This is a genomic window from Comamonas sp. NyZ500 (assembly GCF_016772095.1).
Classification (GTDB): Bacteria; Pseudomonadota; Gammaproteobacteria; order Burkholderiales; family Burkholderiaceae_C; genus Comamonas; species Comamonas thiooxydans.
Genome location: NZ_JAEIJE010000056.1, coordinates 1 through 1,061 on the forward strand (window position 1 = coordinate 1; position 1,061 = coordinate 1,061).

The following is a 1,061-nucleotide window of genomic DNA, read 5'->3' on the forward strand; positions in this document are numbered from 1 at the left end:
ATGGTGGCCGTGCTGGCCTGAATCAGCGCCTTGATCTCCTTGGCAGCATCGGCGCTGCGCTGCGCCAAGGCCCGCACCTCGCCGGCAACGACGGCAAACCCCCTGCCATGCTCGCCCGCGCGGGCGGCCTCCACGGCCGCATTCAGCGCCAGCAAATTGGTTTGAAAGGCAATGCTGTCAATCACGCCGACGATGTCGGCAATGCGGCGGGAGTTGGCCGTGATCGACTCCATGGTGGAGACGATCTGATCCATGGACTGCCCCCCGCGCAAGGCCGCCGCGCTGGCTTCGCTGGCCAGCACACCGGCTTTTTGCGCCGTATCGGCGCTGGATTGAACCCGAGCCGTGATCTGCTCCATGGAGGCCGAGGTCTGGGCCACATTCACCGCCAGCTGCTCCGTCTGCCCGTGCAGATAGCTGTTGCCCTGCTCGATTTCGTTACAGGCCTGCTGAACATTGAGCGCCTGCTGGTTCACATCGTCCACCAGCCAGCGGAACATGAGACCGATCTGGTTGACCGTGCGCAGCGTGGTGCCGATTTCATCCGAGCGCTGCAAGTATTCCGTCTGCCGGTTGTTGCCGGTGGCCACGTTCAGCGACTGACGCTTGAGCAGCTCCAGCGGCGTGGCGAACTGGCTCTCGAGCAACAGCGTCATCAGCATCAGGGCCACCGTCATGAAGGCCGCCATCGACAGGAACTGCATCTGGCTTTGAGCCAGCAGCCAGGCCCCAAGCACCAGGGCGCCCCACAAGGCCAGCGAGTTCAGGCGAATGCGCCGGCGCACCCCCATGTGCCGCCAGATCGACAGCAACTTCCCCAACCCCTTCTTGGAGACTATGCCTTTGTGCAGCTCGGGGGCTGAACCGCCCTTGTCGTGCATGGACTCATACAGCTTTTGCGCCGCCTCGACCTCTTTGCGCTCGGGCTGGGTGCGCACCGACATATAGCCCTTGGCCTTGTCATTGCGGATGATGGGAATGGCATTGGCCCGAACCCAGTAGTGGTCCCCGTTCTTGCGCCGGTTCTTGACCAGTGCGCTCCAGGGCTCGCCGCTTTTGAG

General features: G+C 63.4%; 1 protein-coding gene. It reads right to left on the reverse strand.

Annotated elements, in window-relative coordinates; translation table 11 throughout:
* Positions 1-1,061, reverse strand: a 1,061-nt coding sequence (locus JAO85_RS25725) for a methyl-accepting chemotaxis protein (RefSeq protein ID WP_237735018.1), incomplete at both ends; no start/stop codon positions are given.